Origin of the sequence: Rhizobium sp. RSm-3 (assembly GCF_001854685.1) — a bacterium.
GTDB classification, from domain to species: domain Bacteria; phylum Pseudomonadota; class Alphaproteobacteria; order Rhizobiales; family Rhizobiaceae; genus Rhizobium; species Rhizobium ecuadorense.
The window spans coordinates 157,603-181,148 of the sequence record NZ_MAWZ01000006.1; the positions used below are offsets into that span (position 1 = coordinate 157,603).

The 23,546-nt window shown below is 63.9% G+C and carries 25 protein-coding genes and 1 riboswitch; of the genes, 11 read left to right on the plus strand and 14 right to left on the minus strand.

Going from position 1 to position 23,546, the window contains the following annotated elements:
- Positions 1-164: 164 nt before the first annotated feature.
- The gene (locus tag BBJ66_RS09245; protein ID WP_071086499.1) at positions 165-1,439 is read right to left on the minus strand and encodes an ABC transporter substrate-binding protein; all 1,275 of its coding nucleotides are present in this window, start codon (positions 1,437-1,439) and stop codon (positions 165-167) included.
- A gap of 193 nt (positions 1,440-1,632) precedes the next feature.
- Here BBJ66_RS09245 and BBJ66_RS09250 point away from each other — a divergent pair, with 193 nt between their 5' ends.
- On the plus strand, positions 1,633-2,844 hold the full coding sequence (locus tag BBJ66_RS09250) for an ROK family protein (protein ID WP_071086501.1): 1,212 nt from the start codon (positions 1,633-1,635) through the stop codon (positions 2,842-2,844).
- 179 nt (positions 2,845-3,023) lie between these two features.
- Positions 3,024-3,410 (plus strand): cupin domain-containing protein, encoded by a 387-nt coding sequence (locus BBJ66_RS09255; protein WP_071086503.1) that lies wholly within the window; start codon positions 3,024-3,026, stop codon positions 3,408-3,410.
- Positions 3,411-3,494: 84 nt separating this feature from the next.
- On the opposite strand, the gene BBJ66_RS09260 is transcribed toward BBJ66_RS09255, so the two are convergent.
- Positions 3,495-3,944 carry a DUF4168 domain-containing protein gene (locus tag BBJ66_RS09260; RefSeq protein WP_049735156.1) on the minus strand — a complete coding sequence of 150 codons (450 nt, stop codon included), beginning with the start codon at positions 3,942-3,944 and terminating at the stop codon, positions 3,495-3,497.
- Between the two features lie 301 nt (positions 3,945-4,245).
- Here BBJ66_RS09260 and BBJ66_RS09265 point away from each other — a divergent pair, with 301 nt between their 5' ends.
- Complete coding sequence (locus BBJ66_RS09265) at positions 4,246-4,581, plus strand: antibiotic biosynthesis monooxygenase family protein (RefSeq protein WP_049735157.1); 336 nt, start codon at positions 4,246-4,248, stop codon at positions 4,579-4,581.
- 54 nt (positions 4,582-4,635) lie between these two features.
- Here the strand turns inward: BBJ66_RS09265 and BBJ66_RS09270 are convergent, their stop codons facing one another.
- Positions 4,636-5,499 carry a DMT family transporter gene (locus tag BBJ66_RS09270; protein WP_071086504.1) on the minus strand — a complete coding sequence of 288 codons (864 nt, stop codon included), beginning with the start codon at positions 5,497-5,499 and terminating at the stop codon, positions 4,636-4,638.
- Positions 5,500-5,589: 90 nt separating this feature from the next.
- Between BBJ66_RS09270 and BBJ66_RS09275 the strand changes: the two genes are divergently transcribed.
- Positions 5,590-7,002 (plus strand): aminotransferase-like domain-containing protein, encoded by a 1,413-nt coding sequence (locus BBJ66_RS09275; protein WP_071086506.1) that lies wholly within the window; start codon positions 5,590-5,592, stop codon positions 7,000-7,002.
- 150 nt (positions 7,003-7,152) lie between these two features.
- Here BBJ66_RS09275 and BBJ66_RS09280 read toward each other — a convergent pair whose 3' ends face one another.
- Complete coding sequence (locus BBJ66_RS09280) at positions 7,153-7,554, minus strand: response regulator (RefSeq protein ID WP_049735160.1); 402 nt, start codon at positions 7,552-7,554, stop codon at positions 7,153-7,155.
- Positions 7,555-7,564: 10 nt separating this feature from the next.
- Positions 7,565-9,310, minus strand: coding sequence for a sensor histidine kinase (locus BBJ66_RS09285; protein ID WP_071086507.1), 1,746 nt, complete (start codon positions 9,308-9,310; stop codon positions 7,565-7,567).
- 85 nt (positions 9,311-9,395) lie between these two features.
- On the opposite strand from BBJ66_RS09285, the gene BBJ66_RS09290 reads away from it, so the two are divergent.
- Complete coding sequence (locus BBJ66_RS09290) at positions 9,396-9,932, plus strand: GNAT family N-acetyltransferase (RefSeq protein WP_071086509.1); 537 nt, start codon at positions 9,396-9,398, stop codon at positions 9,930-9,932.
- A 273-nt stretch (positions 9,933-10,205) separates the two neighbouring features.
- Here the strand turns inward: BBJ66_RS09290 and BBJ66_RS09295 are convergent, their stop codons facing one another.
- Both BBJ66_RS09295 and BBJ66_RS09300 read right to left on the minus strand, forming a co-directional pair.
- Entirely contained in the window at positions 10,206-10,838 is a 633-nt protein-coding gene (locus BBJ66_RS09295; protein WP_071086569.1) for a Vgb family protein, read from the minus strand.
- 44 nt (positions 10,839-10,882) lie between these two features.
- The gene (locus BBJ66_RS09300) at positions 10,883-12,103 is read right to left on the minus strand and encodes a DNA-binding protein (protein ID WP_071086511.1); all 1,221 of its coding nucleotides are present in this window, start codon (positions 12,101-12,103) and stop codon (positions 10,883-10,885) included.
- A gap of 119 nt (positions 12,104-12,222) precedes the next feature.
- Here BBJ66_RS09300 and BBJ66_RS09305 point away from each other — a divergent pair, with 119 nt between their 5' ends.
- Entirely contained in the window at positions 12,223-13,020 is a 798-nt protein-coding gene (locus BBJ66_RS09305; RefSeq protein ID WP_071086513.1) for a DUF899 domain-containing protein, read from the plus strand.
- 5 nt (positions 13,021-13,025) lie between these two features.
- On the plus strand, positions 13,026-13,382 hold the full coding sequence (locus tag BBJ66_RS09310; protein ID WP_071086515.1) for a hypothetical protein: 357 nt from the start codon (positions 13,026-13,028) through the stop codon (positions 13,380-13,382).
- A 181-nt stretch (positions 13,383-13,563) separates the two neighbouring features.
- Here the strand turns inward: BBJ66_RS09310 and BBJ66_RS09315 are convergent, their stop codons facing one another.
- Entirely contained in the window at positions 13,564-14,205 is a 642-nt protein-coding gene (locus BBJ66_RS09315; protein WP_071086517.1) for a metallophosphoesterase family protein, read from the minus strand.
- 349 nt (positions 14,206-14,554) lie between these two features.
- Here BBJ66_RS09315 and BBJ66_RS09320 point away from each other — a divergent pair, with 349 nt between their 5' ends.
- Complete coding sequence (locus BBJ66_RS09320) at positions 14,555-15,577, plus strand: LLM class flavin-dependent oxidoreductase (protein ID WP_071086519.1); 1,023 nt, start codon at positions 14,555-14,557, stop codon at positions 15,575-15,577.
- A 12-nt stretch (positions 15,578-15,589) separates the two neighbouring features.
- On the opposite strand, the gene BBJ66_RS09325 is transcribed toward BBJ66_RS09320, so the two are convergent.
- Complete coding sequence (locus tag BBJ66_RS09325) at positions 15,590-16,414, minus strand: helix-turn-helix transcriptional regulator (protein WP_071086571.1); 825 nt, start codon at positions 16,412-16,414, stop codon at positions 15,590-15,592.
- A 97-nt stretch (positions 16,415-16,511) separates the two neighbouring features.
- Between BBJ66_RS09325 and BBJ66_RS09330 the strand changes: the two genes are divergently transcribed.
- Both BBJ66_RS09330 and BBJ66_RS09335 read left to right on the plus strand, forming a co-directional pair.
- Positions 16,512-17,435, plus strand: coding sequence for a phytanoyl-CoA dioxygenase family protein (locus BBJ66_RS09330; protein ID WP_071086521.1), 924 nt, complete (start codon positions 16,512-16,514; stop codon positions 17,433-17,435).
- Positions 17,436-17,564: 129 nt separating this feature from the next.
- Complete coding sequence (locus BBJ66_RS09335; protein ID WP_071086523.1) at positions 17,565-18,488, plus strand: LysR family transcriptional regulator; 924 nt, start codon at positions 17,565-17,567, stop codon at positions 18,486-18,488.
- Here BBJ66_RS09335 and BBJ66_RS09340 read toward each other — a convergent pair.
- The 3 genes from BBJ66_RS09340 to BBJ66_RS09350 form a co-directional block, all read right to left on the minus strand.
- Positions 18,477-19,736, minus strand: coding sequence for an MFS transporter (locus BBJ66_RS09340; protein WP_071086525.1), 1,260 nt, complete (start codon positions 19,734-19,736; stop codon positions 18,477-18,479). The genes BBJ66_RS09335 and BBJ66_RS09340 overlap by 12 nt on opposite strands.
- Complete coding sequence (locus tag BBJ66_RS09345; protein WP_071086527.1) at positions 19,733-20,380, minus strand: ArsR/SmtB family transcription factor; 648 nt, start codon at positions 20,378-20,380, stop codon at positions 19,733-19,735. Before BBJ66_RS09345 ends, BBJ66_RS09340 begins: the two co-directional genes overlap by 4 nt.
- A gap of 73 nt (positions 20,381-20,453) precedes the next feature.
- Complete coding sequence (locus BBJ66_RS09350) at positions 20,454-21,545, minus strand: adenylate/guanylate cyclase domain-containing protein (protein WP_071086529.1); 1,092 nt, start codon at positions 21,543-21,545, stop codon at positions 20,454-20,456.
- 161 nt (positions 21,546-21,706) lie between these two features.
- Here BBJ66_RS09350 and BBJ66_RS09355 point away from each other — a divergent pair, with 161 nt between their 5' ends.
- The gene (locus tag BBJ66_RS09355) at positions 21,707-21,931 is read left to right on the plus strand and encodes a hypothetical protein (protein WP_071086531.1); all 225 of its coding nucleotides are present in this window, start codon (positions 21,707-21,709) and stop codon (positions 21,929-21,931) included.
- A gap of 83 nt (positions 21,932-22,014) precedes the next feature.
- Here BBJ66_RS09355 and BBJ66_RS09360 read toward each other — a convergent pair whose 3' ends face one another.
- Together BBJ66_RS09360 and BBJ66_RS09365 are read right to left on the minus strand one after the other, a co-directional pair.
- On the minus strand, positions 22,015-22,335 hold the full coding sequence (locus BBJ66_RS09360) for a GCG_CRPN prefix-to-repeats domain-containing protein (protein ID WP_071086573.1): 321 nt from the start codon (positions 22,333-22,335) through the stop codon (positions 22,015-22,017).
- Between the two features lie 183 nt (positions 22,336-22,518).
- Positions 22,519-22,965 carry an SRPBCC family protein gene (locus BBJ66_RS09365; protein WP_071086533.1) on the minus strand — a complete coding sequence of 149 codons (447 nt, stop codon included), beginning with the start codon at positions 22,963-22,965 and terminating at the stop codon, positions 22,519-22,521.
- 403 nt (positions 22,966-23,368) lie between these two features.
- Positions 23,369-23,511, plus strand: a riboswitch (FMN riboswitch).
- Positions 23,512-23,546: the final 35 nt, after the last annotated feature.

Genomic DNA, 23,546 nt, shown 5'->3' on the forward strand with positions numbered 1-23,546 from the left:
GTCGGCCCCTCATCCGGCTGCCGCCACCTTCTCCCCGCTCGCGGGGCGAAGGGGACAAGCCGCGACCTCTCCGTCCCTCGCCGATGTCTCGCGGGGCAAGTCCCCTCTCCCCGCGAGCGGGGAGAGGGTTAGGGTGAGGGGCAAACGCCAAACACGTTCCGGACCTAGATCTTATAAATCCGCTTCCGCGTCCCCTCGAGCCGCGTCAGGATGGCCTTGCGCCGGTCGGGCTTGGCCATGAACTCCTGGAAGCCGACCAAACCGGCCTGCGCCATATCCGGGTCGCTGTCGCGGTCGTAATATTGCGAGGTGCCCTCAACCGTCTTCATCGTCTCGACGGCGACGTTGACGAGGTCGTCCTTGCTCGGCGGCAGGTCGTTGCGCGGCGGCACGTTGCCGCCGGGCTCCAGATAGGCGGCCAGGTTTTCCGGCTTGTAGAAATAGGCGAGGAATTCGCGTGCGCCCTGCTTGTTCTTGGCCTTGGCGGGAATGTGGATCGAATTGACCGAGAATTCCTCGAAATGGCCGACCTTGGCGTCGAGCACCGGGAAGGTCGCGTAGGCGAGCTGCGGCAGGTCCTCGGCGGTGAAGGCCGAGCGCAGGAAGGCGCCGAGGTTCATCATGCCGGCCTTCTTCTGCGCCAGAAGGGCCGCAGCCTCCTGCCAGCCGAAGGAGGTATGGTTCGGCGTGAAGAAGCCCTTCGATATCATCGCTTCCCACTGGTCGAAAACGGCCGTCAGCGACGGATCGAGATAGCTCATCTCGCCGTTCATCAGCGCCATATGCTTGTCGAGGCCGTTGATGCGCAGGTTCATCTGGTCGAACCAGCCGGCCGCCGGCCACAATTCCTTAGTGCCGATCGCAACCGGGGTGATGCCGGCCGCCTTGCATTTTTCGCCATAGGCCATGAATTCTTCGGCCGTCTTCGGCACGGTCAGGCCATATTGATCGAAAACGTCCTTGCGGTAGAACATGCCCCAGAGCGTGCCGCCGGTGGGCAGACCGTACTGTTTGCCGTCTTCGGTGACGGCGCCGGCCGTCGCGCCTAGCACGTCCTTGTATTTTTCCTTCGCGAACAGATCGGAGATATCGTCGAACAGGCCGCGCTTGACGAAGGCGCGCATGCGGTTGCCGGAGAACCAGGAGCAGACATCGGGGGCGCCGGCGACCAGATAATTGCGAATTGCCGTCTTGTGGGCCTCGTGATCCATATTGTTGATGACGACGTTGACCCCGGCTTCCTTGCTGAAGCCGGCAGCGATTGCCTTCAGCGCGTCAAGCGCTGCCGCATTGTTTTCGGCCGAGATCATCGTGACTTCCTGCGCCTGCGCGATCGCCGGGATCGGGAAGCTGCCGGTCACGGCCGCGGCGGAGACCAGGCCGGCGCCCTTCAGAAAGCGCCTGCGGGTGGTCGACGGAAATTGCTTCAAAAATGCCATTGAATTCCTCCCAGTTGATCGATCGACATCGCCCGACCGCCGCCTCCCCATGAAACGTCCGACCCGGCTTCAACACTGCGATCCACCCACGATTCCAGCGATAATCCCGCTTGGCTGAGTTGATCGGCGGCCGAACTTATGCATAGATTATTCCAGCCCGCAATAATTAATTTACAAAATTAAGGAATGCATCGTGAAGCTCAAAGGCGACCAGACCACGGCGAGAGCCATGAACCGACGCCTCATTCTCAACCTTCTCCGGCGCGAAGGGCCGAGGAGCCGTGCCGATATCGCCACGGTGATCGGCCTCAGCCCCGCCGCCGTCACCTTCGTCGTGGCCGACCTCTTGGAAGAAGGCATCGTCATCGAAGGCCAGGCCGTGCCCGGCCCCGCCGGCCGCCGGCCGATCCCGGTCGAGATCAACTACCAGCATGCGCTCGCCGTCGGGTTCAAGCTGATGGTGGATTCGGTGGAATGCGTGGCGACCGACCTTGCCACCAACCCGGTCGCCGCCATGCGGGTCGGCCTCACCGGCCACGATCCGAACGATGTCGCCGATCTCCTGGCCGGCACCGTGCCCGAACTGGTGAAGCTCGCCGGCCGCCCGGACGCGAGGCTCGCCGGCATCGGCATCTCTATGCCCGGCGTCATCAACCATGAGCAGACCGCCTGCGTGCGCAGCCACCGCTTCCAATGGGACAACGTGCCGCTGGCCTCGCTGCTGGCTGCCCGCGTCCACGTCCCGGTCTGGCTGGAGGACGATACCAACGCCTATGCGATCGCCCAGCAGCTCTTCGGCCTCGGCCGCCAGCACCGCAACATGGCGGTGCTCGCCGTCGGCGTCGGCATCAGCTGCGCCCTCGTCATCGACGGCAAGCTCTATCGCGGCGCCAATGGCGCTGCCGGCAAATTCGGCCACACGCTGTTCGAGGAAGGCGGCCGGCTCTGCGAATGCGGCAAACGCGGCTGCCTGATGGCCTATCACTCCGAACTGTCGATGCTGCGCCGCTGGCGCGAGGCGACCGGCCGCGATGAACTGGGATTGCCGGAACTCTGCGAGGCCCTCGCCTCAGGCGACGCGACCGCCACCGCCCTCGTCGCCGCTTCCGGCCGCGGCATCGGCACCGCCCTCGCCAACCTCGTCAACATCACCGACCCCGAAGTCATCGTCGCCGGCGGCGAAGCCGTCTCCCTCGGCGACCATTTCCTGACGCCGCTGCGCGAGGCGCTCGCCGCCCGCACCTTCCGCACCGCTCCGCCGCTTTTGCCCGACTGGGAGGACAATTCCTGGGCCCGGGGTGCTGCCGCGCTCGTCACCCAGAAGATCTTCGACTTCGAATCCTCGGGCGGAGTGACGGATATTGCGACGCTGGGGAGTGTCCGAGGCTCGACGTCGGCGGCTTGAACGTGAAGCGCGTCGGTGGGATTGCCGTTGCCGGTCAAGTCGTGCCTGCAAGCCCCCGTGTTCTGGATACACTCGCTTACAAAAATGCAGGTTTCCAGACACATCCCTGGTTCAATCATCGACTGAAATACCGGTGCGGCCAACGAGCCGGCAATGATCAATTCAGGAAAGATGACAAAATGAAAATGATCCAGGCTATGGCACTCGCCTTCGCTCTCGGCACCGCGGCGACAGCGCACGCAGAACAACCACTCCAGCGCACCGATCTCGTCAGCAACGATATCGACGTGCCCGGCCACGAGGCCGTTCAGGTGCGCGTCGATTTCGCCCCTGGCGTTCTCGCACCCAATCATTCACACCCCGGCGAAGAGATCGCCTTCGTGCTTCAAGGAACACTGGAATACCGGCTCGAAGGCAGGGAGCCGGTGACGCTCAAGGCCGGCCAATCCCTGTTCATTCCCTCCGGCGTAGTGCACGCGGCCAAGAACGTCGGCAACGGCAAGGCTTCGGAGCTGGCGACTTATATCGTGCGCAAGGGCGAGGCGCTGGTCGTGCCCGCCAAGTGAGGTTATCTCAGGATTGGGGCGGGCCGCGGGAAGCGTTCGCCGTGTGGATTTCCAGCCCGCCCGCCCCGTCGTTTCGGTTTAAGCCTATTGCTGCGGCTGAGCCGGCGGCGGCGTGCCGATCTTTTCCAGCACCTTCTTGGCCAGCGCCGGGTCGCTCTGGGCGGCCGTCAGGATCGAGGAATATTCCTCGACGGAGATGCCGTTCGAGGCTTCGACGGTATCGACCATCTGCTTCTTGGCTTCTTCCTGCAGCTTTTGCTTGCCAGCCTCGTCCTTCGTCGCGCCGATTTTGGCCGAATATTCCTGCCTGACCTTGTCGACCTGCAGATAGGCAACGGCAAAAGCCTCGAGTTTCTGATCGCTGACGGCTGCGGGTGCCGCCGTGCCGCCGCTCTGGCCCTGCATCGGCGCCTGACCTTGTGCAGCCGGTTGCTGCTGCGCCTGGGCCATCTCCGCAGCCGATGCCGGGCTGAAAGCCAGCAGGCTGAAGACAGCAGCGGTCATCATTGCCAGGGATGTGTCACGAGTGATCATATTCGTTCCTTTTCACGTGCATGATTGATCGGCAGCAAAACCGCCTCGGTCGATCGCTCAGCCGCTCAAGGGCCGGCGAGGTCGCGACCATGGAGCCCTTAAGAGGGCACGGTGCGGCGGTAACGGGGCGATTTGCTGACGATTGAGCGGCGGCTTTGTGACGTAGGACTGGCCCGGCAGCGCCGATGCCGACGGCGTCCACCTCGCCTAAGGGTGGAATTATCGCCGCAGCGAGGGGCGAAGTTGTGCGAACCGTGCGGCGATCGTATGGTCCCATACTGCGCCAAACGGAGGAGCCGAAATGCCCATCGCCGCTTTACCTGAACCGCCCTATTACATGGTCAGTTTTTCCTCTCAACGAACCAAGGTCGACGATGGCTACGGCGAGATGGGGTATGCGATGACGGAACTTGCAAAACTGCAGCCCGGATATCTCGGCTTCGAAAGCGCGCGCGGCGCAGACGGTTTCGGCATACTCATCTCCTATTGGAAGGATGAGGACAGCATTCGAGCCTGGAAATCAGTCGTCGACCATATCGAGGCGCAAAATCGTGGCCGGTCGGATTGGTACAGCCGCTACGAAATTCGCGTTGGGCTCGTCGAGCGAGCCTATGGCTTCAACATTCAAGAGGCGTGAGCAGGCTCGGTTAAGAAACTCTGCGACGGCCCCGTCCGTCAGGGGATTCTTTCCTTACCGCGCAAACCTCTTTGCACCGGCGACACACAGAATAACGGCAACCGTCACAGCCAGCATGCTCCATGTCACGGACTCATGCAGCAGGGTGGCGGCGAGCGCCAGGCCGAAGAACGGCTGGAGCAGCTGCAGCTGGCCGACGGCGGCGATGCCGCCCTGCGACAGGCCGCGATACCAGAAGATGAAGCCGATCAGCATGGAGAACAGCGAGACATAGGCAAGGCCGATCAGCGCCGGCGTTTCGATGCCGGAAAATGTCGCCGGCCGATGGAAAAACCCGACCGCGACCGTCAGCGGCAGCGACAGAACCAGCGCCCAGGAAATCACCTGCCAGCCGCCGAGCGTGCGCGAAAGCCGGCCGCCCTCGGCATAACCGAGGCCGCAGACGACGATCGCCGCCAGCATCAGCAGGTCACCGACCGGTGACGCCGTCAGGCCCTGCATCAATGCGAAGCCCGCCACCAGCGCACTGCCGAGAATGGAGAACAACCAGAAAGCCGGCTTCGGCCGCTCGCCGCCGCGGATCACGCCGAAGATCGCCGTCGAGAGCGGCAGCAGGCCGATGAAGACGATGGAATGGGCCGAGGTGACGTGCTGCAGCGCCAGCGCCGTCAGCAGCGGGAAACCGACCACGACGCCGAGGGCGACGACGGCAAGCGAGAGGATGTCGCGCCGGCTCGGCCGCTTCTCCCGGAAAGCGAGCAGCAGGCCGAGCGCAAGAATGCCGGCGATCGCCGCGCGCGCAACGGTCAAGAAGACCGGATCGAACTGCATCACCGCCACGCGGGTGGCCGGCAGCGAGCCGCTGAAGATCACCACCCCGATAAAACCATTGATCCATCCCGATGCCATGCGGTCCATGATGCCTTGCACTCCATTATTGCCGTCCCTTTATCGGCCGACACGGATGGTCAGGACAGTGACAGTCTGATACGGTTTTGCAAAACTGTTATGGTGCAGAAAGCAATACGGATGAACGAAGCACGCACACGCGTGGAGACGGTCGTCGCGACGATCCGGCAGCGCATCGCCGGTCGCAGCTTGACGCCCGGCGCAAAGCTGCCCTCCGTGCGGGGGCTGGCGGCGACATTGAAGCTGTCGACCTCGACCGTGGTCGACGCTTATGAGCGCCTGGTCGCCGAAGGCGCGATCCTGGCAAGACCCGGCTCGGGATTCTACGTCGCCAACCAGGCCGCTCCCTTTGCCCTTGCCGAGACCGGACCGAAACTCGACCGCGCCGTCGATCCCTTCTGGATATCGCGGCAATCGCTGGAGGCCGGCGAGAGTGACCTGAAGCCCGGCTGCGGCTGGCTGCCGCCCTCCTGGCTGCCTGCGGAAGGCATGCGCCGCGGGCTGAGGACGCTTGCCCGCGCCGATGGGCCGGCGCTTGCCGACTACGGTTCGCCGCTCGGACTGCCGCCGCTGCGCCAGCTGATTTCGCGGCGCATGGGCGAACGGGGGATCGAAGCCTCCCCAGACCAGATCATGCTGGCCGATTCCGGCACCCAGGCTATCGATCTGCTCTGCCGTTTCCTGCTGGAGCCCGGCGACACGGTGCTGGTCGACGACCCCTGCTATTTCAATTTCCATGCGCTCTTACGCGCCCACCGGGCAAAGATCGTCGGCGTGCCCTACACGCCCTCCGGTCCCGACATCGAGCTGTTTGCACACGTCGTCGCCGAACACCGGCCGCGGCTCTACATCACCAATTCCGCCATCCACAATCCGACGGGCGCAACGCTATCTCCGGTGACGGCCCATCGGCTTCTAAAGCTCGCCGATCAATACGATCTGACCATCATCGAAGACGATATCTTCGCCGATTTCGAACATACGCCGGCGCCCCGCCTCGCCGCCTTCGACGGGCTCGAGCGGGTCATCCACATCGGCAGCTTTTCGAAGACCCTGTCGGCCTCGGCCCGCTGCGGTTTCGTCGCTGCCAAACCGGAATGGATCGACGGCCTGACCGATCTGAAGATCGCCACCTCCTTCGGCGGCGGCCGGCTGACGGCGGAACTGGTGCTGAACGTCTTGAGCGACGGCAGCTACCGCAAGCACGTGGAGACGCTGAGACAGCGGCTCTCCCGGGCAATGGGCGAGGTTTCGGCCAGGCTGAAAGGCTTAGGGATAGTTCCCTGGCTGGAACCCCAGGCCGGCATGTTCCTCTGGTGCCGCCTGCCCGACGGCATCGATGCGGCTGATGTGGCGCGGGCCGCGCTGGAAAGAAAGATCGTGCTGGCCCCCGGCAACGCCTTCAGCCTGTCGCAAACGGCGACGAATTTCATGCGGTTCAATGTGTCGCAGACGCTGGATGCGCGGGTGTTCGAGGTGCTGGGGGATGTGTTGGGGAGGCAAGAGACATAGGAGCCCGGGCCAACTGCTGCCGGCGTTATTGACGGTGCGGCATCCTCCAAACTCCGTCATCCTGAGGCTCTCTTGAAGGCCGCAATCTCCCGAGATGCCCCATAGGATCTCTCGGGGGAGGCTCTGTTGAGCGCTGGCACTCGCCGCACCTCAAAACGACCGATTGACCGCCTTGTCGTTCTCCAGCCGCGTCACGCAGCCTTCGAGCTTGGCGAGCAGCAGGTCGAAGTCGAGCGGCTTGGTCAGGTAGTCCGCCGCCCCGGCGCGAAGGCCGGCGAGCGTGTTTTCCCGGTCGGTCAGCGCCGTCAGCAGGATGAAGGGGATGTTGGAGAGCTCAGGATGATTGATCTGAATTTCGGCCAGCAACTGGTGGCCGTCCATAACAGGCATCGAAATATCGCTGATGACGATGTCGGGCCATTTCGACAGGATCATCTCCAGCCCTTCGGCGCCGTTCGAAGCCTCGAGCGTCCTGTAGCCGGCTTCATTCAACTCTTCGACGAGGAGGTTCCGGATCTCGACTTCATCTTCTATGCACAGGACTGTAACCATAAGCTTTTCCCTAAGCTGCAATGTGTTGGTCTGCCAATAGAAACTCTATTGGCAGAAAAATGGTAAATGATGTGCCCTTGCCGAGTTCGCTCGTCACCTCGACGGTGCCGCCATGCAGTTCGACGACCTGCTTGACGACGTTGAGGCCGATCCCGGTTCCGGCAATGCCCGTGGCGCTGCGGGCGCGATAATAGGGCTGGAACAGTTTCGGCAGATCGTCCGCATCCATGCCGATGCCGCTGTCGGCGATCGAAATCTCCACCGTCTTTTCATCAACCCGGGCGCGAACATGGATATCAGGCGCATTGGGCGAATATTTGACGGCATTCGAAATCAGGTTGGTGAAGACCTGTTCCATCGCGCTGCGATCGAAGGTCAAACGCTCGGGTATGGGTTCGAGATCGAGATGGAACATATGCGAGCGGCTGAGTTGGCGCTGTCTGTCGCAGCATGTCACCAGCAAAGCTTTCAGATCACCTTCGCTCAGCTTCAGCGTAATCTGTCCGGTTTCGAGCCGGCCGCTGGCGAGGATGCTCTCCATCAGATCGACCATCCGCACCACCGCGCTGCGGATCACGCCGGCCTTTTCGTGAACATAATCGCCGCTGACATTGGTGGTCGAGCGGCAGAGCCGCTGGGCGGCGGCGTCGATGATTGCGAGCGGCGTGCGAAACTCGTGCGATGCCATGGCGACGAACTGGCGCTGCAGCGCATTCACCTGGCGTTCGTGCGCCAGCAGCCGGTCGAGCTCCTCCCGCTGCCGTTCGATCTCGGCCGTGCGATCGGCCACCATTTCCTCAAGATGATTGCGGTGATGGGTGAGCTCAGCCTGGCTGCCCAGCAGGATCAGCGAGGTGCGATGCAGACCGCGCCCGAGCCAGAAGACGACAGCGATCAGCAGCGCCAGGCAGCCAAGTCCCGCGGGCGCAATCTGTTGAAGCAGCATGAATCCGGGCAGGATCGGCGGCCATACGAGATAGCCGATCGTGCCGCCATCATGGGACAAGACCGGCACTTGGGCCCGCACGTCCTCACCTTTCGTCGGCGCAAAATGCAACCCTTCGAGCCGTGCATGATGGGCGATGCTTTCGGCGGCTTTTCCATCGATGAACTTGACCGAGACGGCGATGAACTCCTGGCCCGCCTCGACCTGCATTCTGGCCGAGCTCGGCAGAATGGGACGCACGCTGGCGATCGCCGGCCTGTCGCCGATCATGATCATGCGCACCGTCGCGAGTTGGCCAAGCGGTTTGGTGCCGGTCTTTTGAGGCTGCTCGACAAGAACTGCGCGCATCTCTCCGGCGAGAGCGGTCATTTCCTGGCCGTCGTCGCTGCCAAGCCGCGGCGGCATGGCATCCGCCCCGTCGCGAAACGCAAACATCAGGCGATTGCTGTCGTCGAAGATATAGGTCCGGTCGTGCCCGAAATACCGGCTGGTCCACAGGCCGACATTGTCGAGCAGCCATTCATGGTTCCGCTGCTTGGCGTAGAGGAAGGCGTCGTCCCATTTGGCGACGCTTTCCTGTTCCCGGGGAAGCGCTGCGATCTGCTCTTCCAATCCTTGGGCGACAAAGTCTGCCTGCCGGCGCAGCGAGAGATCGTCGACCTTCACCGCGGCGAGCCAGGCAAATCCGCACAGCAACACAGCCGCAGCACTGGTGAGCGTCACCAACACGAATGTAATGTGGGATGTTAGCCTGACCTTCAATATCTGCAACCTTTTGACGGCGCCTACTGCCGAGAAATTGACACGCAAAGGTTGACGGACTGTGAATTATGCGCTCCCCTGAGGTCTGCGGCATGTCTCCAATAGGCATTCGCGATCTTCGAAGGGAAAACGCATGGGCGCCGCCGCATCGCCGGATATGTCAGGCATCAGGGTCGAACCGATCGCTGCTGCCCATATCGACAGTTTTCATCACGCGCTCGATACGGTCGCGCGGGAGAAAAAATATCTGTCCATGCTTGAGGCAACGCCGCTACCGGAAACGCGCGCGTTCGTGATGGGCATGATTGCAAAAGGCAATCCGCAATTCGTTGCTATCGCGCAAGACGAGGTCGTCGGCTGGTGCGACATCAGCCGGCATTTCTTCCCGTCGCACGCCCATCGCGGAAAACTCGGAATGGGAATCATTCCCGCCTACCGTGGCCAGGGCCTCGGACGAAAGCTCATCGAGACGACATTGAGAGCCGCCTGGGAAACCGGCTTTATCAGGGTCGAACTCGATGTTTACGAAGATAATCTCCGTGCGATCGCACTCTATGAAAAACTCGGCTTCGTGCGCGAGGGCATAATCCGGCGCGCCGCGCGTATCGACGGCCGGTTCATTGATGCGATCGGCATGGCGCTTTTGTTCGATGAGCGCGGCTCGAGCTAGAGCCTTGCCTCGGCGATCAGGATGCGACGCTTGATAGCGGACGCATGCGCGCAGCCTCCAAGAGAGCCGCCTCCTGAGGTGCCCCCGCAGGGGCCTCGAAGGACGAAGCGGGCGTGCAGTCGTCAGATGGATGCAAGAAGCACCGTTGCGGCGTGCTTCGAGGCTCCGCCCTGCGGGCTGCGCACCTCAGCATGAGGGGCGTTGGAGTGTGCCGCACTCTTGATAAAGAGGCGTTGGAGGTGGCACTCCGCCCTGACGTCAATGGCGCCGCTCTCACCCCGGCCGGCGCACCGCGCGGATCTTGCCGCTGCCGCCTCCACCGCAGAAGAAGCGGTCGGCGCCGTCGGATTCGAGGCCGGAGACGCCGGTGCCTTCGGGCATGTCGAGCCGCTCCAGCACCTCCCCCGTTTCGGGGTCGATGCGCCTGACGTCGCTGTCGTCGCCCTCCCAGGTGCCGTGCCAGAGCTGGCCGTCGACCCAGGTGACGCCTGTCACGACGCGGTTGGATTCGATGGTGCGCAGGATCGTGCCGCTTTCCGGGTCGATCTGATGGATCCTGCGGCCGCGGTGCTGGCCGACCCAGAGCGTGCCCTCGGCCCAGGCAAGGCCGGAATCGCCGCCATTGCCGGGCGCCGGAATGGTGGAAAGGATACGGCCGGTCTTCGGATCGATCTTGTGAATGACATCCTCGGCGATCTGATAGAGAAACTCGCCGTCGAAAGCCGTCCCGGCATGCGACGCGACCTCGATCGAGCGCACCACCTCGCCGCTTGCGGGATCGAGCGCGTTCAGTTTGTCGCCCGAGGCAAACCAGACATGCTCGCCGTCGAAGGTGACGCCGTTAACGCGCTCGGCGCCGGGAAAGGGTCCATATTCACGCAGGATATTCGCAGCCGATTTCTTCATCTTTTCCATCCCTGTTACCCAGGCTCCTTTTAACTCGTGCCATCCTAATCGCTCGGCAGCGGCCCGGGGAGTAACAAGATCGTCGGGAAACCAGGCAGCGGCGGGCTCATCCAGCGCCGTGCCCGCCCGCGCCCCAGCGATTGCACCTTGCCTTCTCCAGCCAGGGAATCCAGCGCCCGCTGTACTGTGCGCGGGCTGGCGGCAAGCGCGATCGCCAGCGCCGAACTCGACCACGCCTCCCCGTCGGCCAGAAACGCGAGCACCGCCCCGTGAGGACCTTCCACGAGCGGCGCCAGCACGGCAATCTCTAGTGCACCGCGCGGCGAAAGCGCAAAGCCGCGCTTCGTCGCCGAAACTTCCGCCAGCCCGAGCAGTTCGGCGCGCAGCCGGCCGATCTCGACCCGCAGCCGGGCGCGATGCGATTCATCGGCGTGTTTGCCGCGGAAGGCGCGGGCAATCAGCGTGCCCCTTGCCACATCCCCCGGCCAGGCTTCGGCCAGCGTGCGGGCAAGCGCAAACAGCACCGGACGCGTCGCCAGCGAGGCGGCGGAGCCCGCGTTCGACACCACATGACGGCAGGCATCGACGACGAGCGTGCCCGAACCCAGCAGCGCTTCCACCTCGGCCAACAATAGCGGACGCTCCTGCCCGCGCGACATCAGCCGCGCCGCCGGCGTGTCGAGCACCAGGGCGGCGGCTTCGACCTCCGCCGTCAAAGCCGGGATATCGGCCGCGCGCGCCGCAAGCCCTGCCCTGTCGAGCGCCAATCGCGCCGCCGAAGTCCGCAGGCGCCGGACGGCGATGCCAGCCGCCACCAGTTCGTGGGCAGCCCGCAGGGCCGGCGGCAGCGGCGTCGGATCGAGTGCTGCGAGCGCGCGTTCAGCCTCGTCGAGGCGGCCGATCAGCACCAGCCGGCGGATCGTGACATTGCCCGCATGGGCGGCATTGACCCTGTCGCCATGCGCTTCCAGCACCCTGCGCGCAGATTCCAACGCCTTCGGCGGCCAGATGAGATCGCGCGAAACGAGCGCGATCTCGGCCTCGGCGACCACGCAGCGCGCCCGCGCCACCGCCTCCCGCGGGCCAAAGGCGCGCGCCGCACTCTTCAACAACGCCTTGGCGCGGACGAGATCGCCGAGCTGGGCCATCGCGATACCGCGCAGCGCCAGCGCCGGCGCATCGTCGCGCAACGCCACCCGCTTCAGCGCGCCGAGTGCATCGCCCGTCGCCAGCGCCCGTGCCGCGGCTGTGATCAGCGAGTCCATTCAAATCCCGTCACACTTGTCACTCCCGCCATTTCCCTGCCCGGCCGTAATCTGCGTGAGACCGGCAGGCAACCCTGCGCCGGATGCTACGACGACAGACAGGCAAAGGAGAAGACCCCATGACGGCACAGTTGAACGCAACACGCCAGCAGTGGCTGGAAGCAAGGCTCGATCTGCTCGAGGAGGAAAAGGAGCTGACCAGGCAGAGCGATGCTCTGGCGTTGAAACGCCAGCAATTGCCGCGTGTCGGGATCGATAAGGAATACCGCTTCGACACCGAAGACGGCAACGTCTCGCTGAAAGACCTCTTCGGCGGACGTTCACAGCTTCTCGTCTATCACTTCATGTTCGGCCCCGATTATGCCGCCGGATGCCCGTCCTGCTCCTCGATCGCCGATGGTTTCAACGGCTTCTTCATCCATCTCGAAAACCACGATGTCGCCTTCTGGGCGGTGTCGCGCGCGCCGCTCGCGAAGCTTCAGGCTTTCAGGCGGCGCATGGGCTGGAGCTTCCCCTGGGCCTCGTCCTTCGGCAGCGATTTCAACGGCGATTTTAGCGTCTGGTTCAGCGCCGACGACCAGCGCCGAGGCGATATAGAATACAATTACCGGCGTGAGCCGCCCGCCCCCGAACCGCTCGCCGGCCAAATCGTGCAGCAATGGCAGCAGCCTGAAGGAGAAGGCCCGGTAGGCCAGATTGCCGCCATGACGGGCACCGATGTCATGACCTACACCCGTGACCGGCCCGGCGTCAGCGCCTTCGAACTCATCGACGGCGCCGTCTATCATAGCTATTCCAGCTATGCCCGCGGGCTGGACGGGCTCTGGGGCATGTACCAATGGCTCGACCGGGCACCCAAGGGTCGCAACGAAACCGGCATCTGGTGGCGCCATCACGACCGCTACGGCAAGGAGTAACGGAGATGCTGCTTTCCGCCCACACTCCCAAGAGAGGCGACGGCAATGCTTCTCTCAACGCCGCGGAATGGCTCTCACTGGCCGCCGCCGCAGACGGAACAGCCGTTAAGCCGAGCGGTCCTCGCCCAGGCGGCGGGATCGTCGCCCATGCTGCGGACTGGCTATCGCTCGCCGCCGCCCCAACCTTCGCGCTCATGGCGCTGCTGACGGCCGCCACCGGCAGCGCCGACATGGTCTGCACCACGACGCAGAATGCCTTCCCGATCGGCGGAATGGTGGTGATGTACCTGTTGATGAGCAGCTTCCACCTGACGCCCTGGCTGCGTCTCGCCGCCGGCTGGCGAAGCTCGAGCCGGAGGTGATGGTGCCGGCGCCGCGACATCTCCTCCGTCATTCCTGTCTGGCTTCGACCCGAGGACAGGAATGACGGAGATCGGGTGCGTTTTCGCCAAACCTTCTTCTGACGGATCAGGGCAGCGATCGATTCCTCGTTCCGTACTGCTCCGCCGTCTCTGGCTCACCACCTTTACCGACGCGCCGCATTCAGGCCTTCACCTCGATAAAGTCGATCGGCCCGCCGGCAACGTCATCGTCGAACACCGCGCATGATAGCTTGCCGCCGAAGACGCAGCCGCTATCGATATTGGTGCGGTTTCCTGTCGTCACCGGATTGGACAGTGAGGGAGTATGTCCATGCACCAAGTGTTTGCCCCAATAGTCGCTGGACTCGCCGGGAGGGTACCGTAACCAGAGAAGATCGCGCTTGGTCTGCCGTTGCAGCGGAAATTCCGGAACAACGCCGGCATGGACAAAGATGCGATATCGATCCACATGCATGAGGGGACGATCGTCAGCCCATTGCAAATGCTGAGGCAGAACCCTGCCATCATAGGACATTTCGGTTTCAAGTCCGCCGTTGCTGATCCACACGTCTCTGCTGTCGCTGTCGGCATAGGCAGCAACCATCATGTCCTCATGATTGCCTTTCAGGCAGATCCATCGCCACCGGTCGGACGTGCCGGCAATGACACAGTCGAGGACACTTTTGCTGTCTGGCCCGCGATCGATATAGTCGCCAAGGAAGACGATCGTGCCTTCGGACGCATAAGCCTCGATACGATCGATCATCCTATTCAGTGGGTCGATACAGCCGTGGATATCACCGATGGCGAACGTGTAGCGCATGTTCCAAGACTCTCGGCTGCAGTTCAACGGCCGGCGGCCAAGGCGAAGAACGCACATGGCATGGAGGCTCACTCTTACCGTCCGCCGCATCATAACAAACGCAAACCCCGCCGCCATCGCGAAAACCGACTCCATATCCGGCATTTACCGCAATTGCTTCTCCTTCCGCTTGAGGAGATCGGCCGGCGCGACTGCTGGCTCTTTCCGACTTCATCTTGAGGTGCCTCGTGAGCGCCTGGCTCGCGACACGCCGATACACCATATCCTGCCAGTTCCGATTGTCTTCCGGGCCAAAACTGTGCGATGACGCATCAACCCCAGGCACAACGGATCAAGGTGCGGCATCGGCATGAAGAAGATCGGTTTCCTCTCGTTCGGGCACTGGACGCCCTCGCCGCAATCGCAGACGCGCTCGGCGGGCGATGCACTGCTGCAGTCGATCGACCTTGCCGTCGCAGCCGAGGAGCTCGGCGCCGATGGAGCGTATTTCCGGGTGCACCATTTCGCCCGCCAGTTGGCCGCACCCTTTCCGCTACTATCGGCCGTCGGCGCGAGAACCAGCCGGATCGAGATCGGCACCGCTGTTATCGACATGCGCTACGAGAACCCGCTCTACATGGCCGAGGATGCGGGTGCCGCCGATCTCATCGCCGGCGGCCGGCTGCAGCTCGGCATCAGCCGCGGCTCGCCCGAGCAGGTGATCGATGGCTGGCGCCATTTCGGCTATGCGCCGCCCGAAGGCCAGAGCGAGGCTGACATGGCCCGCCACCACGCCGAAGTATTCCTCGAAGTGCTGCGCGGCGAAGGTTTTGCCAAGCCCAACCCGCGGCCGATGTTTCCGAACCCGCCGGGCCTCCTGCGCCTCGAACCGCATTCGGAGGGGCTGCGCGAGCGGATCTGGTGGGGCGCAAGCTCCAACGCCACCGCCGTCTGGGCGGCCAAGCTCGGCATGAACCTGCAGAGCTCAACGCTGAAGGACGACGAAACGGGAGAGCCGTTTCACGTCCAGCAGGCTGACCAGATCCGCGCCTACCGCGAGGCCTGGAAGGCGGCCGGTCACACGCGCCAGCCACGCGTCTCCGTCAGCCGCAGCATCTTCGCGCTGGTCGACGACCGCGATCGCGCCTATTTCGGCTACGGCAACGACGAGGACGACAAGATCGGTTTCCTCGACGAGAAGACCCGGGCGATCTTCGGCCGCAGCTATGCCGCCGAACCCGACGTCCTGATCCGGCAGCTCGCCGAGGACCAGGCGATCGCCGAGGCCGACACGCTGCTGCTTACCGTCCCCAACCAGCTCGGCGTCGCCTACAACGCCCATGTCATCGAGGCGATCCTGACCCACGTCGCCCCGGCGCTCGGCTGGCGCTGACACCTGCCATTTTCAACCCCGCAGATATCGCGCACGGAATTCGCGGGGACTGCAGCCTTCGCGTTCGTGAAAGATGCGTGAAAAATAAAATGGATCATCCAGGCCGATCATGGCGGCAACCGTTTCGATCTTTTCGTCGGTGGTTGCCAGCAGCTGTTTGGCATGATCCATGCGCACCCGAAGCTGAAATGCCTTGGGAGGCAATCCGGTTTCAAGCGTGAACCGCCGGCGCAGCGTGGCCGGCGACATGCCGTGCTCGGCGGCGAAGGCAGCAAGATCGAGCGGCTGCATCGCCCGCCGCCGTAGCGTTTCGACGATGTCGGCCATATCAGCCCCTGCCTGGCGCCGATCGACTGCATCGATTGCCTGTCTGGCGGCTGCGATGACGATCTGATGCAGCATCAGTGCCGCCGACGCCTGCCCAAGATTGGTATCGTCAAGCAGATCGGCATGAAGCTTGCCGAAGAGCCGCGCCAACTCATCGAGATGATGCAGGGGCACGACCGGATGGCGCTCGGCAATGATCCTCAGCCTGACGAAGTCCCGCGGGAAGGATCCTTCGAAAAGCGCCCAGCGCTCGTCCCAGCCGCCTTCGTCGGGAGCGTAGGAATGCGCGCGGTTGGGAAACAGCCAGAACAGCGCAGGTCCGGTCAGGCTGAGGCGGCCGCTGGCGGCGGTTTCCAGCCAGCCCTGCCCGCGCTCCACCAGCACGACGGCGAAACTCGGAAGTTTTCGCTCGGTCACCGCATGGCGGGCATGCTGCCTGCCGCTGCCGGTGACCGCCAGTCCGCCGGCCGCGCCAAGCGGCGTTCTATAAATGGCCTCGGCGTTTTTCATGATGAGCGAAAAGTCCATCTATGAATTTCCTCCATGTCGGTTATCCCTGCAGATCAGCTAATTGATGGCAAATCAATTCAAGCTGGGGAAGGCTGAAATGTCGATTGCCGCCAAAATCATGCAGACCCGAACACCGGAATTTCCTCTTGCCGCCCACGGCAAAAGCTTGCCGGCGGAACGGACGGGCTGGCTCACACCGACCGACCCCGCCATCGGTATCGACGCCATCCGCCGCCGTTACCAGAACGATGGCTATGTCTGGCTGAAAGGTCTTCTGCCGTGGGCCGACATCATCGACTTCCGCGGCTGGGTGTTCGAACGCCTCGCGGTGACAGGACTGGTCGAGCCCGGCAGCGATTTTTCGCAAGGGATCGCCTCGGCCACCGACGTCGACTGGAGCCTGGCGAACCGGCGCCTGATGTCGCTTGTCCGCTCCGCCGCCTATGAAGGCTTTTGCGCGCAACCACCGCTCACCCGCTTCATGGACGAATTTCTGCAGGGCATCTCCTACCTGCACAAGCGCAAGATCATGCGTTTCACTCAGCCCGGTTCGCCGACTGCCACCCCCGCCCACTACGATCTCGTCTATCTCCGCGGCGGCACCAGCCGCCTGGTGACGGCCTGGATCCCGATCGGCGATATCCCCTCGGAGATGGGCGGCCTGGTCTACCTCGAAGGCTCGCACGCACTTGGAGTCAAGATGGAGGCCGAGTTCCACGCCGCTAGCGGCGATCTTTCGCCTGAAGAGCGGATCAGCGCCTATAACAGCCGCATGACGGAAGGCGGCTGGGTCTCGAAGGATCTCCCGGATATGGCGGAGCGCTTCGACACCCGCTGGCTCGCCGCCGATTATGAGGCCGGTGACGTCGTGCTCCACTCACCTTACATGATCCACGCCTCGACCACCAACCGGGATCGCGGCCGAAGGCTGCGCCTCTCGACCGACATCCGATATCAGAATGTCGACGACGAGATCGACGCCCGATGGAACAACCACTGGAGCCTCGGCGATATGCTGTAGCCCCGTTCCAACGCCTCAATTGCGAAGTGTCGGGACCTTACAGGCGTCGTGAGCGTTGATGGTCCGAGCCTTGAATCGGTTGCATGACTGACCGACTTATGGCTGGGACCGAACCGCTCGAGTTGCCTGATGCCGCGCACGAACCTGAACGATATCCTGATCTTCATGGCCGTCGTCGATGCCGGAAGCTTTATTGCCGGCGGCCAGGCCATGGGCCTGTCCCGCTCGGCGGCGGGAAAGGCGGTCATCCGCCTGGAAGAGCGGCTCGCCGCGCGTCTGCTCAACCGCACGACAAGAACGCTAAGCCTGACCGATGAAGGGCGGGTCTTTTACGAGCACGGCCTGCAGATCCTCGCATCGGTCGACGAGGCGGAAGCGAGCGTGGGAGGCCAGAGCGGCATGCCGCGCGGCGTTCTCAGGCTCACCCTACCCGATGCCTTCGGACGGCTCGTCATATTGCCTCTGCTGGAAAAATACCTTTGGACCTGGCCCGACATCCAGGTGGAGATGAGCTTCACCGATCGTCTCGCCGACATCATCGAGGAAGGCTTCGATCTGGCGATCCGAATCGGCGCAACTGCGTCGGACTCCCGGCTGGTCTCGCATGTGATCGCCACCTACAGGACGCGCCTCTGCGCCTCGCCCTCCTATCTCGCCGAGCGCGGCGAGCCACGCGATATCGACGATCTCGCAGCCCACGACTGCCTGATTTTCACCAGCCGCAACCAAAGGCAGGGCTGGCGTTTTCGCGGCAAGGGCAGTTCCTGGATCAAGGCGCAGGGGCGCAGCCGCCTGAGGCTCGACAGCGGCGAGGCGATCCGCGACGCTGCCCGGGCGGGATTGGGCATCGCGCTCCTGCCCGATTTCCTCATCGCCGGCGATCTCGCCGCCGGGCATCTTCGGCAGGTCCTGCCCGAACTGGAAGCCGATGACACCAAGATCGTCACGCTTTATCCCGACAAGCGCCTGCTGGAACCGCGCATCCACCGTTTTATCGATCTGATGGTCGAGGCGCTGAGGGACGAGAAAGCGGGCACCCGCTCATCGTCTTGAGACGGAAGCACCGGCAACCGCCCTGTCGAAACCGCGGAAACTTTTCAGGCCAAGGGGAAAGAGGGTTGCGACGAGGTAGGCAAACCCAGTGAGCAGCAGCGCGCCGGCAAGACCGATCGTGCTGATCAGCGCGCCGCCGACGAGGCCACCGAAAGGAATGAGGGCGAAGCAAAGGGCGGCGTTCATGGAGGTGACGCGGCCGGTCAGCGGCTTGGGGATGCGCTCGAAGATCACCGCCGAGAGGATCGGGTTGAGGAAGCCCGAGGCGAATCCTGCGATGGCCAGGGTGGTAAAGACAAGGCCGAGCGGCGCATCCAACGCGGCAACGAGAAACCGCGGAAAACCGGTCAACAGGAATGCCACGGTATAGACCATCAAACGCGGCATCCGCTCACCGATTGCCGCGGCAATCGCCGCACCGGCGATCGACGCGCTGGCGAATGCCGCAAACATCGCTCCCAGCAGTTCCGGACCATGGCCGGAATCGCGTGTCCAGACAGGCAGCAGCACCGCATGATAGGCCTGATCCAGCAGATTGGTGATCGCCACCATGGCGACGATGCTGACAAGCACCGCATCGCCGCGCAGAAAGCGCCAGCCTTCGCGGAGATCGCCGAGATAGGACGCCCTTTCTGCCGATCGGGCGCCGGGTGCGCCGGATAGCTCGGGCGCACGCATTATCCCGGGGATGCCGACTGCGACGATCAGCGCGGCGGCGGCAAAGGTGGCGGCATTGACGAGCAGCGCCTGGCCCGGGCCGATCAGCCCGATCAGCGCACCGGCGCCGGCGGCACCCGCCGTCGAAGCCAGCCGCTCGATCGCGCTGGCGACGCCGGTCACCCGTTCGAGCGGCACCTTCGCGAGCCTGGCGATATCGGGAACCATTGCCTGCTTGGCGGCGTCGGAAGGACCACGCAGCACGCCCATGGCAAAGACAACGGGCAGCAGCACCGGCATGCCGAGCAGGCCGAAAAAGTCGAGCAGCGGCACCATCCCGACCACGGCCACCGAAGCGGTGTCGCAGACGATGGCGATGCGCCTGGCGCCGACGCGGTCGATCAGCGGCCCGCCGAGCGCCTTGGCGACGACATAGGGCAGCATCTCCATCATCGCCGTCAGCCCTGTCAGCACAGGGCTGCCCGTCATGCTCAGCACCAGCCAGGGAATAGCGATGGTCGATAGCCGCGTGCCGGACAGCGAACATGTCTCGGCAGCGGCGAGCGCCAGGAAAGGCCTGCCCCTCCTCACGGCTCATCCTCCCCCTCGCGATGCGGAACGCGGCCCGGATAGGGGAAGGCGTGCAGCATGACGTAGAAGGGAACCATGCCGGGATCCCGAGACGCCGCCTCGCCCAGCGGGGGGGCTGCCCGCATCGCTTCCAGGATGATGCCGGTCAGCCGTTTCGTCAGAGCCTCGGCTTGATCAGCCGTCATCGGGATGATGATGTCGTCGGCGGCCGTCGCCTTGCGCCATTCGGCCGGCAACTCGGCATATTCCTCCAACGCCTGCTGCATCTGGCCGACCTGCAGGGAGAGGGCCGCCTGACTGAAGGCGATGTCGAGATCGAGCGCCTCTCCTTCGGCCTCGCTCGGCGGCACCGAGGTCAGCTCGTGGCTGGCACGCCACCAGCGGTCGCGCCTCGATGCATGCGGCGCCTCCTCGATGAAGCCATATTGGGCAAGCTGGCGCAGATGATAACTCGTCGCGCCGCTGTTCAAACCGAGCCGCGCCGCGAGCTGTGTCGCCGTGGCAGGACCATCGATCCTGAGCATGCCGAGCATGCGCAGCCGGACAGGATGGGCGAGCGCCTTCAGCGCGGTCGGCTCGGGCACGACCCGGCTGACGGTGCGGGAGGCGGCATCTGCGGCAGGTTGGGAGCGCTGATCTTTCATGGAGCCAAATATACAATTGCAAATATATCTTTGCAAATATTTCTTTGCATAAATGGTGCGCCTGCCCGCAGGTTCAATCTTCCCGCAGGGTGAAGACCGCGCAAGGCTCGGCGATGCCGCGCAAACTCTGCTCTCCGAGCGGTATCAGCGTCGTCGCCGTGTTCGCCGCCACGGCGCCCGAGATCAGCACGCTGCGGCCGAGCGGCTTGCAAAGCCCTTCCAGCCGGCTGACCAGATTGACCGCCGGGCCGATGGCGGTGAAATCCAGCCGGTCGGCCGCGCCGATATTGCCCCAGAGGATCTCGCCGAAATGCAGCGCGGCGCCGAAGGGCAGCGGCGCCAGACCTTCCGCCTCACGCATCCGGTCGAGATGGATCATGCCGGCGCGGCTGGCCGCGACCGCCCTCAGCGCCGCCTCGCAGGCGTCGCGATCGCCCCGGGCCTCGGCGCCTGTCGTAACGGGAAAGATCGCCAGCACGCCGTCGCCGATGAATTTCAGCACCTCGCCGCCGAAGGCGTGCACGGCGCCGGCGACGCGGTCGAAATAGGCGTCGAGCGCGGCGATCATCGCATGCGGCTCGGTGACTTCAGAAAGCGCGGTGAAATCCCGCAGATCGGCGCAGAGAAGAGCGGCACGGATGGTTTCGCCGCTGCCGCGGGCGAGCGCGCCTGATTGAACCCGGGCCGCACTGCGCCGGCCGAGATAGGCTTCGAGCAGCGCCGTCCGCGCCTCCCGCGCCGCAAGTGCGGCAAGCGGCGCGGCGGCAAAACGCGCGACCTCCCGCAGCCGGGCGGCTGCATCGGGAGCGAAGGCCTCCGCCCCTGCCCCGTCGGCTATGCCCGCCCAGCCGAGCATGGGGTCATCCGGCGAAGGCCCGATCCTCTCCTCCCAGACGGGCCCGAGCCCGGCCAGCCACTCGCGGCCGGCCTCGTTCTGTGGAGCCGCAGCGAAGGCCAGCGCCTCGATGACCGCCCCGGTCTCGGCCCGCCACAGCCAGGTGCGCCGCGCGATGATCGGATGCGGCACCGAAAGCGTCAGCGCGCCGCCCGAAAGCGGCAGGCCGTCCGCCAACAGCCGGCGCCCGAGCTCGGCCAGAAACCGTTCGGGACCGGGCGAGGCCGTGGCCTCGTCAACCAGCCAGGCAAGGGGAGACGGCAGATCCATGCCCCAACATGACATCGCTCCGGGACATCAGCAAGAACGCCGCTGGCGGCCCTCTTCCTGTCGGGAATCTCATCACGGCGCAAAACGAAAAATAACACTTTAAACTTGCGCGGTTTTCATTCCATTATGCGCCGTTCATCATCGTGTGATTGAGGGGTGCGATGGGCACGATATTCTGGCCGAAAGATCCGCTGGATGGCAATGACATGACGCTGCTGACGTCGATCCTTCGGCGGTGGTGCGAAAGATATCAGGTCGAGCTGAGCGCAGAGGAGAGCAGCCGCAAGGCGAAGGAACTCATCGAATGGTATGAATTCGGCGTCAAGGATCCTGTCGAACTCGAAGAACTGATCGACAGCAAACACTGGCTCCTCAGCACGGTCTGACGCCAAGCCGCTGAAGAAAACTTCTATGAAAAGGGCCGGCGAAGATTGCGCCGGCCTCCATCGATCTGTCTCTGACCGAGACCTTAATAGTCATCCCGCCAGCGGCGGCGATACTCTCCGCGCCGATCATCGCGCCAGCGCGGACCATCCCAATCCCGGTGACGCCGCTCCCAGCCCCAGCGGGGCGGACCGCCGTAGAACGCCACCGGCGGCGGGCGTCGCCAGTTTCGCCGGCATTCGCCCCAGCGGGTCAGATGCCAGCCGCGGCCGCACGCATAGTCGACCTTTGTGACATCGCTTGTGACATTGCTCTGGACATTGATTGTCCCCATCGGCATCGCCTCAGCTGTGCCAATCGAGAGGCTGCCAGCGAGCAAGGCAGCCGCGATAGAAAGTGCCTTCATCGGAAACTCCATTTCATCCAGCCGCCCTCACCCTAGGGCGGCCAAATTGAACTGGAGATGAACTGAGCGTTCATGTTTGCGGGCAAAAAAGAAGCGCTTTCGGACGGCCGGTCGGAGCGCCGGCCAGCCGTTTTCCCGCAACGGCAACCGCTTCGGGACAAGCCTCCGGCCTGCAAAAACCGTTCATGTCCTGCCGGAAAATGAGTCGGGACCCGGGTCACGCCCGGCGGCGACCTCGATCAGCCGCCCGAGGTAATGGGCCCAGCCTTCCGCGTGGCCGGCGCATTGATCGGCGCTCGGCAGACCGCTATGGGTGAGCCGCAGCAGCGTTCCGCTCCCCTGCTCGATCAGATCGATCTCGACCAGGCTCGACCCCGGCGGCACCACCTCGCTGCCGTCCCAGCCGAAGCTGTAAGCAAGGCGATGAACCGGCACCACCTCGCGAAACGAGCCGCGCGCAAAGCGGGCGCCGGTGACGTTGACGAGATAGAGCCCGCCCGGCTGCGGCTCGACCTGCGCTTCCGTTCCCATCCAGCGCAGGATCTTTTCCGGGTCGGTCATCAACGCAAAGACCGCGGCCGGCGGCGCCGCGATATGCGCCTCGCGGTGAACGACGAGGGGGTCTTGCATCTCTCTCTCCCATGGTTGTCATGGCCTGCCCTCGCCTCGGGCGGGATCGGCGCTACGCAATTTTGACGGGGTGTCCTCATTGGAAGCATGTAGGCAAACGTGTGGGTTCAGCAAGGGCGATGGAGACATTCCTCTCCGAGGCTGGATCGTCACTATGCCCTTCGCTTACGCTCAGTGCACTCGCTCCTATCGTCGCTCGACCCCGGTCGGTGCCCTTCAGGGCAGATGAGGGGGTGAGGAGCGTCAGAGACGAACGCCTTGAGCGGCAAGCGAAAGGCATATGGCCGGGGCATACCGGAACAACCGCCTTGCCCTTCGAGCCACTCACGCCCGGACCACGCCGCATTGCACAATGAAAGCATTTCACCCTATTGCCAGCCCGCCGCCTTGCCCCTATTGTCCCCGCCGTTCTCAGGGCGGGGTGAAAGTCCCTACCGGCGGTATGCAGTTTCGATTGCGAGCCCGCGAGCGCCTTCTCAGGAAGGGTCAGCAGATCAGGTGAGATGCCTGAGCCGACGGTCATAGTCCGGATGAAAGAGAACGCGCGTTCCCACCGCCCTTGCGGCTGTCGGGGACGTTCG

Coding starts and splice junctions, on each gene's coding strand:
- BBJ66_RS09245 (WP_071086499.1), bottom strand. CDS start 1,439: ATGGCATTTTTGAAGCAATTTCCGTCGACCACCCGCAGGCGCTTTCTG.
- BBJ66_RS09255 (WP_071086503.1), top strand. CDS start 3,024: ATGAAAATGATCCAGGCTATGGCACTCGCCTTCGCTCTCGGCACCGCG.
- BBJ66_RS09260 (WP_049735156.1), bottom strand. CDS start 3,944: ATGATCACTCGTGACACATCCCTGGCAATGATGACCGCTGCTGTCTTC.
- BBJ66_RS09265 (WP_049735157.1), top strand. CDS start 4,246: ATGCCCATCGCCGCTTTACCTGAACCGCCCTATTACATGGTCAGTTTT.
- BBJ66_RS09270 (WP_071086504.1), bottom strand. CDS start 5,499: ATGGACCGCATGGCATCGGGATGGATCAATGGTTTTATCGGGGTGGTG.
- BBJ66_RS09275 (WP_071086506.1), top strand. CDS start 5,590: ATGGTGCAGAAAGCAATACGGATGAACGAAGCACGCACACGCGTGGAG.
- BBJ66_RS09280 (WP_049735160.1), bottom strand. CDS start 7,554: ATGGTTACAGTCCTGTGCATAGAAGATGAAGTCGAGATCCGGAACCTC.
- BBJ66_RS09290 (WP_071086509.1), top strand. CDS start 9,396: ATGGGCGCCGCCGCATCGCCGGATATGTCAGGCATCAGGGTCGAACCG.
- BBJ66_RS09295 (WP_071086569.1), bottom strand. CDS start 10,838: ATGAAGAAATCGGCTGCGAATATCCTGCGTGAATATGGACCCTTTCCC.
- BBJ66_RS09300 (WP_071086511.1), bottom strand. CDS start 12,103: ATGGACTCGCTGATCACAGCCGCGGCACGGGCGCTGGCGACGGGCGAT.
- BBJ66_RS09305 (WP_071086513.1), top strand. CDS start 12,223: ATGACGGCACAGTTGAACGCAACACGCCAGCAGTGGCTGGAAGCAAGG.
- BBJ66_RS09310 (WP_071086515.1), top strand. CDS start 13,026: ATGCTGCTTTCCGCCCACACTCCCAAGAGAGGCGACGGCAATGCTTCT.
- BBJ66_RS09315 (WP_071086517.1), bottom strand. CDS start 14,205: ATGCGCTACACGTTCGCCATCGGTGATATCCACGGCTGTATCGACCCA.
- BBJ66_RS09320 (WP_071086519.1), top strand. CDS start 14,555: ATGAAGAAGATCGGTTTCCTCTCGTTCGGGCACTGGACGCCCTCGCCG.
- BBJ66_RS09325 (WP_071086571.1), bottom strand. CDS start 16,414: ATGAAAAACGCCGAGGCCATTTATAGAACGCCGCTTGGCGCGGCCGGC.
- BBJ66_RS09330 (WP_071086521.1), top strand. CDS start 16,512: ATGTCGATTGCCGCCAAAATCATGCAGACCCGAACACCGGAATTTCCT.
- BBJ66_RS09335 (WP_071086523.1), top strand. CDS start 17,565: ATGCCGCGCACGAACCTGAACGATATCCTGATCTTCATGGCCGTCGTC.
- BBJ66_RS09345 (WP_071086527.1), bottom strand. CDS start 20,380: ATGAAAGATCAGCGCTCCCAACCTGCCGCAGATGCCGCCTCCCGCACC.
- BBJ66_RS09350 (WP_071086529.1), bottom strand. CDS start 21,545: ATGGATCTGCCGTCTCCCCTTGCCTGGCTGGTTGACGAGGCCACGGCC.
- BBJ66_RS09355 (WP_071086531.1), top strand. CDS start 21,707: ATGGGCACGATATTCTGGCCGAAAGATCCGCTGGATGGCAATGACATG.
- BBJ66_RS09360 (WP_071086573.1), bottom strand. CDS start 22,335: ATGAAGGCACTTTCTATCGCGGCTGCCTTGCTCGCTGGCAGCCTCTCG.
- BBJ66_RS09365 (WP_071086533.1), bottom strand. CDS start 22,965: ATGCAAGACCCCCTCGTCGTTCACCGCGAGGCGCATATCGCGGCGCCG.